We start from the raw sequence: 6,456 nt of genomic DNA, 5'->3' as shown, positions 1-6,456 counted from the left end.
GCCGGAGCTGACGATCGCGGTCGACGTCGCCACCCGCTCCATCCTGGCCGCCGTGCTGCGCCCGCACAGCACCGGACCAGGTCCGGCGCCCCCTCGCGCATCCCGTCCCCCCTCCCGCGGGCGGGAGGGGGGACGGGTCCGTCAGCGCTCCGCGGCGGCCCGGTCGGCCGCCTGCGCCTTCAGCGCCCGCTCCACGCCGGCCCGCGCCTCGACGACCTGCCGCCGCAGCGCCGGCGCCGGGTCGGCCGAGGCCAGCCAGGCGTCGGTGGCGTCCAGGGTCGCCTGCTCGACCAGCAGCGACGGGTACAGCCCGACGATGATCTGCTGCGAGATCTCGTGGCTGCGGGTCTCCCAGACGCCCTTGACCGCGGCGAAGTACTTCTCCGCGTAGGGCGCGATCAGCGCGCGCTGGTCGGCCTGCTGGAAGCCGCCGATCACCGCCGCCTGCACGTAGTTGGTCAGCTCGTCCGACTCCACCACGGACGCCCAGGCCGCGGCCTTGGCCTCGATGGTCGGCCGGGCCGCCCGGCAGCTGGCCGCGTGCTCCTGGCCGGCCGCGGTGTTGTCGCGGGCCAGCTCGGCGGTGATCTCGGGCTCGTCGGCCCGGCCGGTCGCGGCGAGCCGGCCCAGCAGGGTCCAGCGCAGCTCGGTGTCCACGGCCAGGCCGGGGATCTCCGCGCTGCCGTCCAGCAGCGCGGCGAGCAGGTCGAGCTGACCGTCGGTCCGGGCGACACCGGCCAGGGCCCGGGCCCAGGCCAGCTGGTGGTCGCTGCCCGGCTCGGCGGCGCGCAGCGCCTCCTCGGCGGCCTCGGCCCAGCGGGCCAGGCCCTGCTCGCGCCAGGCCGGGTCGGCGTAGGCGTCCAGCGCCAGCTTGACCTGGCGGTGCACCGACTGGACGACGCCGATGTCGCTCTCGCGCGGCAGGCCGGAGAGGGCGAGCGTCAGGTAGTCGCGGGCGGCCAGCTCGCCGTCGCGGGTCATGTCCCAGGCGGAGGCCCAGCACAGCGCGCGCGGCAGCGCCTCGGTGAAGCCGCCGAGGTTCTCGGTGACCACGGCCAGCGAGTCCTCGTCCAGCCGGACCTTGGCGTAGGACAGGTCGTCGTCGTTCAGCAGGATCACGGCCGGGCGGTGGCGGCCGACCAGCTGCGGCACCTCGGTGCGGGGGCCGTCGACGTCCAGCTCGATCCGGTCGGTGCGCACCAGCGTGCCGTCGGCCAGCTCGTAGAGGCCGATGGCGATCCGGTGCGGGCGCAGCACGGCCTCGCCCTTGGCGCCGGCCGGGAGCGCCGGGGCGTCCTGCAGCACGGCGAACGACTCGATCTCGCCGTCGGTGTTCAGGGTCAGCGCGGGCCGCAGCACATTGATGCCGGCGGTCTCCAGCCAGGCGGCGGACCAGGCCTTGAGGTCGCGTCCGCTGGCCTCCTCCAGCGCGCCGAGCAGGTCGCCGAGGCGGGTGTTGCCCCAGGCGTGCCGCTTGAAGTAGGCGCGCACGCCCTCGAAGAAGGCGTCCTGGCCGACGTAGGCCACCAGCTGCTTGAGCACCGAGGCGCCCTTGGCGTAGGTGATGCCGTCGAAGTTGACCTGGACGTCCTCCAGGTCGTTGATGTCGGCCATGATCGGGTGGGTGGACGGCAGCTGGTCCTGCCGGTACGCCCAGGTCTTCATCTGGTTGGCGAAGGTGGTCCAGGAGTTGGGCCACCGCGAGTCGGGCGACTCGGCCTGGCAGACCGCCTCGGCGTAGGTGGCGAACGACTCGTTCAGCCAGAGGTCGTTCCACCACTCCATGGTGACGAGGTTGCCGAACCACATGTGGGCGAGCTCGTGCAGGATCGTCGCGGCGCGGGCCTCGTACGCGGCGTCGGTCACCTTGGACCGGAAGACGTACTGGTCGCGCAGGGTGACGGCGCCCGCGTTCTCCATCGCGCCGGCGTTGAACTCCGGCACGAACAGCTGGTCGTACTTGGGGAACGGGTAGGGGAAGTCGAACTTCTCCTGGAAGTAGTCGAAGCCCTGCTTGGTGACCTCGAAGATCGCCTCGGCGTCCAGGAACTCGCGCAGCGAGGGCCGGCAGTAGATGCCCAGCGGCACCTTCTGCTCGCCGCTCTCGTAGGCGTCGAAGACCCCGACGTAGGGGCCCGCGATGAGCGCGGTGATGTACGAGGAGATCCGGCCGGTCGGGGCGAAGCGCCAGACCCGGGTGTCCCCCTCGCCCTCCGGCTCGGGGGTCGGCGAGTTGGAGACCACGCTCCAGCCGGCCGGCGCGGTCACGGTGAAGGTGAACGCGGCCTTCAGGTCGGGCTGCTCGAAGTTGGCGAAGACCCGGCGGGCGTCCGGCACCTCGAACTGGGTGTACAGGTAGGTCTCGCCGTCGACCGGGTCGACGAACCGGTGCAGGCCCTCGCCGGTGTTGGTGTAGGCGCAGTCGGCGACGACGCGCAGCTCGTTCTCGGCGGCGAGGCCCGGCAGCGCGATCCGGCTGTCGGCGAAGCCGGCGGTGTCGAGCCGCTCGCCGTTGAGGACGATCTCCTCGACGCTCGGGGCGACCAGGTCGATGAAGGTGGAGGCGCCCGGAGTGGTGGCGGTGAACCGGACCACGGTGGTGGACCGGAACGTGCCCCCCTCTCGGGCCGAGCTCAGGTCGAGCTCGATGTCGTACGCGTCCACGTGCAGGAGGTCGGCCCGGGTGCGGGCCTCCTCGCGGGTCAGGTTGGTGCCGGGCACTCGCAGGACTCCTTCGTCAGGCTGATGCCTGGCATCCTGCCATGCCCGCCCGCCGGGTCCGCCGGGATGTGCCCGGATACGAAGCGGGCGGGGTGGCGGGGGCCCGTGGGCCGTGCCACCCCGCCCGGGGCGTCGTTACTTCTTGAGGTACTTGAACACCGGCGCGTCGAAGCTGCCGCGGGAGAACCCGTACAGCGCGTTGCCCTCCCCGTTCAGGATGAACTCGTTGGTGCTCATGCCGATGTTGAAGGCGGAGTCCTTGGCGACGGTGAGGTTGCCGAGCTCGCTCACCGCGCCGTCGGCGGCGGCGAGCGTCACCAGCTTGGCGTCGTTGCCGTAGCCCATGTCCAGGATGGCCCGGACCTTGCCCTCCTTGTCGGCGCCGGAGACCAGCCGCAGGCCGTCCTTGGCCTTGCCGTCGGTCGACCAGAGCCGCTTGCCGGTGGTCAGGTCGTAGGCGTTGATCGCCGGCTTGGTCGGGTTGGTCTGCACGTAGAGGGTGGTGCCGCTGACCACGCTCTGGGTGAAGGCGTCGGCCAGACCGCTGAGCCGCAGGCTGTCGTAGCCGGGCTCCTTGACGGGCATCTGGGTGCCCGGCTTGTTGGTCTTGTCGAACGGCAGCACGTAGTCGCCGTTGGGGCCGCTGGACATCGACACCACGAGCGGCTGGTCGGAGAGGACCTTGTCGACCCGCTCGATGCTGCCGCTCAGGGTGATCGGCGCGGGCGAGGCGACCTTGCCGGTGTCCGTCTCGACGATCACCAGCTGCGACTTGACGGTGGTGTTGAGGCCGTAGCAGCGGTCGGTGACCACGATCTGCGGGCCGGCGGCGGTGCCGTAGACGCTGCAGTCCTTCTCGCGCGGCTGGAACGCCCAGGCCACCGAGCCGTCGGCGACGTTCACCGCGGCAGCCGTGTTGGCCCCGATGCCGATGACCTTGTCGGTGACGCTCAGGGTGGGCGCGGACATCCGGCTCTGCCCGACCTTGACGTTCCACGACAGCTTGCCGGTGTTGAGGTCGACGGCGGCGATGGTGGAGCAGTCGCTGTCACCGGTGTTCAGCGAGACCGCGGCGATGTGCTTGGAGTTGGCGTCGTACGAGGCGGTGCAGAACTCCTTGGCGCCGGCCGGCACCGGGATGCTCCAGGCCTCCTTGCCGTCGGAGGTGTTGACGGCGCGGATGCCGGTGGTGTCGGCGCGCACCGCGACCTTGTCGGCGCCCCAGACGGCGAGCAGCCGGGTGGTGCCGCTGACCGAGCTGGCCGGCTTGTCGGCCGCCCAGGCCAAGTTGAAGGCACCGGCCTTGCCGCCGCCCCCGCCGCCGGTGCCGCCGGGGGTGGTGGCGCCGGTCGACGGCGACGCGCTGGTGCTGCCGCTGACGTCCGGCGAGGTCCCGCCGCCGGTGCTCTGGCCGGTGGTGCCGCCGGAGGCGGCCGGCGGGTCGTCCTTCTTCTTGTTGTCGTCGGTGAACAGCACGACCAGGCCGGCGACGATGGCGATCGCCAGCGCACCGCCGATGACGCCGCCCCAGACCATCACGGGGTTGCGCTGCTTGGGCGGGGCGGGAACCGGGGCGCCCGGGTAGCCGTAGCCGCCCTGCTGCGGGTAGCCGTACCCGGCGCCGCCGTCGGCGGGCGGCGGGGCGGCGTAGCCGTAGGGCTGCTGGCCCGCGGCCGGGGCGCCGAACTGCGGCTGGGCGGGCGCCGGGTCGTAGGGGCCGACCGGCGCGCCCGGCGCCGGTGCCTGCGCGGGGAAGGCGGGGGCGGTGGGCGCGTAGGCGTACCCGCCCGCGGCCCCGGCCGGCGGCGCCGGTGGCGCGGCGGGCGGGGCGGCCGGGGCCGCGGGCGCGGCCTGGCCCGGGACCGCCGCCCCGTCGAGCTGTGTCTGCTGGTCCGCCACGGCCGCCGGGTCGACGCCGCCCGGCTTGCGTCCGAGCGAGACGCCCCGGTTGTCCGGTCCGCCGCCGGGAGCTTCGCCAGCCCCCGGGATAGGGTGATCCCCTGCCATCTGATGCCCCGTCATGTCTGGAAGCGTCCCGGGCTCGGCGCACATCGGTGACCGGCGGGACGGGTGAGATTGGGCACCATCGTACGGGGGATCGGTTTTCGGACCGCCGCCGGAACCCCGGACCCCACCTGCGCCCGCCCCGACCTGGGGCGATGTCAACCCCGGGGCGGCCCCGCCGGCCCGGCCCGCGACCCGCCGCCCCCGCTCCGCGCCGTCCGGCCCCGCGCACCGACCCTTCGCGATCCTTCCCCCATGCCTTCACCTTTCCCCAGGCTCTAGGCTTCAGGACTTGAAGGGGACGCCCGGCGGAGGGGTCCCCGCGCCCTTGGGAGGGTGGATCATGTCGACGGACACCCCCGGCTCGCAGTCCTCGCTGCACCGGGCCAACCTGGAGCGGGTGCTCCGCGCGGTGCGGATGGCCGGGTCGCTGACCCAGGCCGAGATCGCCCGCGGGACCGGCCTCTCGGCGGCCACCGTGTCCAACATCGTCCGGGAGCTGAAGGAGAGCGGCACCGTCGTGGTGGCCGACACCTCCGCCGGCGGCCGGCGCGCCCGCAGCGTCTCGCTCAGCGGGGACGCGGGCATCGTGGTGGGGATCGATTTCGGCCACACCCATCTGAGGGTCGCCGTCGGCAACCTCGCCCACCGGGTGCTCGCCGAGGAGAGCTCCCCGATGGACGTCGACGTCTCCGCCGCGCAGGGCTTCGAGCGGGCCGAGGCCATGGTCGAGCGGCTGCTCGCGGAGGCCGGCTTCCGCTCCGACAAGGTGATCGGCGTGGGCCTGGGCGTCCCCGGCCCGATCGACGTGGAGACCGGCGCGCTGGGCTCCACCGCGATCCTGCCGGGCTGGACCGGCATCGCCCCCGGCCGCGAGCTGGCCGAGCGGCTCGGCCTGCCGGTGCACGTCGACAACGACGCCAACCTCGGCGCGCTCGGCGAGCTGGTCTGGGGCGCCGGCCGGGGCCTGGGCGACCTCGCCTACATCAAGGTGGCCAGCGGCGTCGGCGCCGGCCTGGTGGTCAACGGGCAGATCTACCGGGGGCCGGGCGGCACCGCGGGCGAGATCGGCCACATCACCCTGGACGAGGCCGGCCCGGTCTGCCGCTGCGGCAACCGGGGCTGCCTGGAGACCTTCGTCGGCTCCCGCTACCTGCTGAACCTGCTCACCCCCACCCTCGGCACCGGGCTCACCCTGCCCCGGGTGGTGGAGCTGGCCCAGGAGGGCGACCTCGGCTGCCGCCGGGTGATCGCCGACGCCGGCCGGCAGATCGGCACCGGCGTGGCCACTCTCTGCAACCTGCTCAACCCGCGCCGGGTGATCCTCGGCGGCGATCTCGCCGAGGCCGGTGAGCTGGTGCTGGCGCCGATCCGCGACTCGGTGGCCCGCTACGCGATCCCCAGCGCCGCCCGCCAGCTGTCGGTGGTCCCCGGTACCCTGGGCGGCCGCGCCGAGGTCCTGGGCGCGCTCGCCCTGGTGATGAGCGAGGCGGGCGACTCCAGCGCGCTCGCGGTCGCCCGGTCCTGAGCGCCGCCCGGTCCCGGTCCCGGGCGGCGCCGTCCGCCCCGGGGCCCGGGCCCACCGACACGCCGGTTCTGCCCCTTCACTCGAAAGAGTGACCGTCGAGGTGGCTGGCGTGTACCGGACGTCGGTACCGGACACCCCGCCCGGTGTTCGGTAGGCGGACATTAGACTCGACCGGTCGACACCGGGCAGCGACGCCCGTCGGG

The 6,456-nt window shown here is 73.7% G+C and carries 3 protein-coding genes; 1 reads left to right on the top strand and 2 read right to left on the bottom strand.

Annotated elements, in window-relative coordinates:
• Nucleotides 1-141: 141 nt before the first annotated feature.
• Both pepN and ABTX81_RS31680 read right to left on the bottom strand, forming a co-directional pair.
• Nucleotides 142-2,721, bottom strand: coding sequence for an aminopeptidase N (pepN, locus tag ABTX81_RS31685; RefSeq protein ID WP_350552837.1), 2,580 nt, complete (start codon nucleotides 2,719-2,721; stop codon nucleotides 142-144).
• Between the two features lie 135 nt (nucleotides 2,722-2,856).
• Nucleotides 2,857-4,620 (bottom strand): outer membrane protein assembly factor BamB family protein, encoded by a 1,764-nt coding sequence (locus ABTX81_RS31680; RefSeq protein WP_350552835.1) that lies wholly within the window; start codon nucleotides 4,618-4,620, stop codon nucleotides 2,857-2,859.
• A 448-nt stretch (nucleotides 4,621-5,068) separates the two neighbouring features.
• On the opposite strand from ABTX81_RS31680, the gene ABTX81_RS31675 reads away from it, so the two are divergent.
• The gene (locus ABTX81_RS31675; protein ID WP_350552833.1) at nucleotides 5,069-6,253 is read left to right on the top strand and encodes an ROK family transcriptional regulator; all 1,185 of its coding nucleotides are present in this window, start codon (nucleotides 5,069-5,071) and stop codon (nucleotides 6,251-6,253) included.
• Nucleotides 6,254-6,456 lie beyond the last annotated feature (203 nt).

Source organism: Kitasatospora sp. NPDC097605 (assembly GCF_040302725.1).
GTDB lineage: Bacteria > Actinomycetota > Actinomycetes > Streptomycetales > Streptomycetaceae > Kitasatospora.
This window is presented reverse-complemented; position numbering and strand designations above follow the sequence as displayed.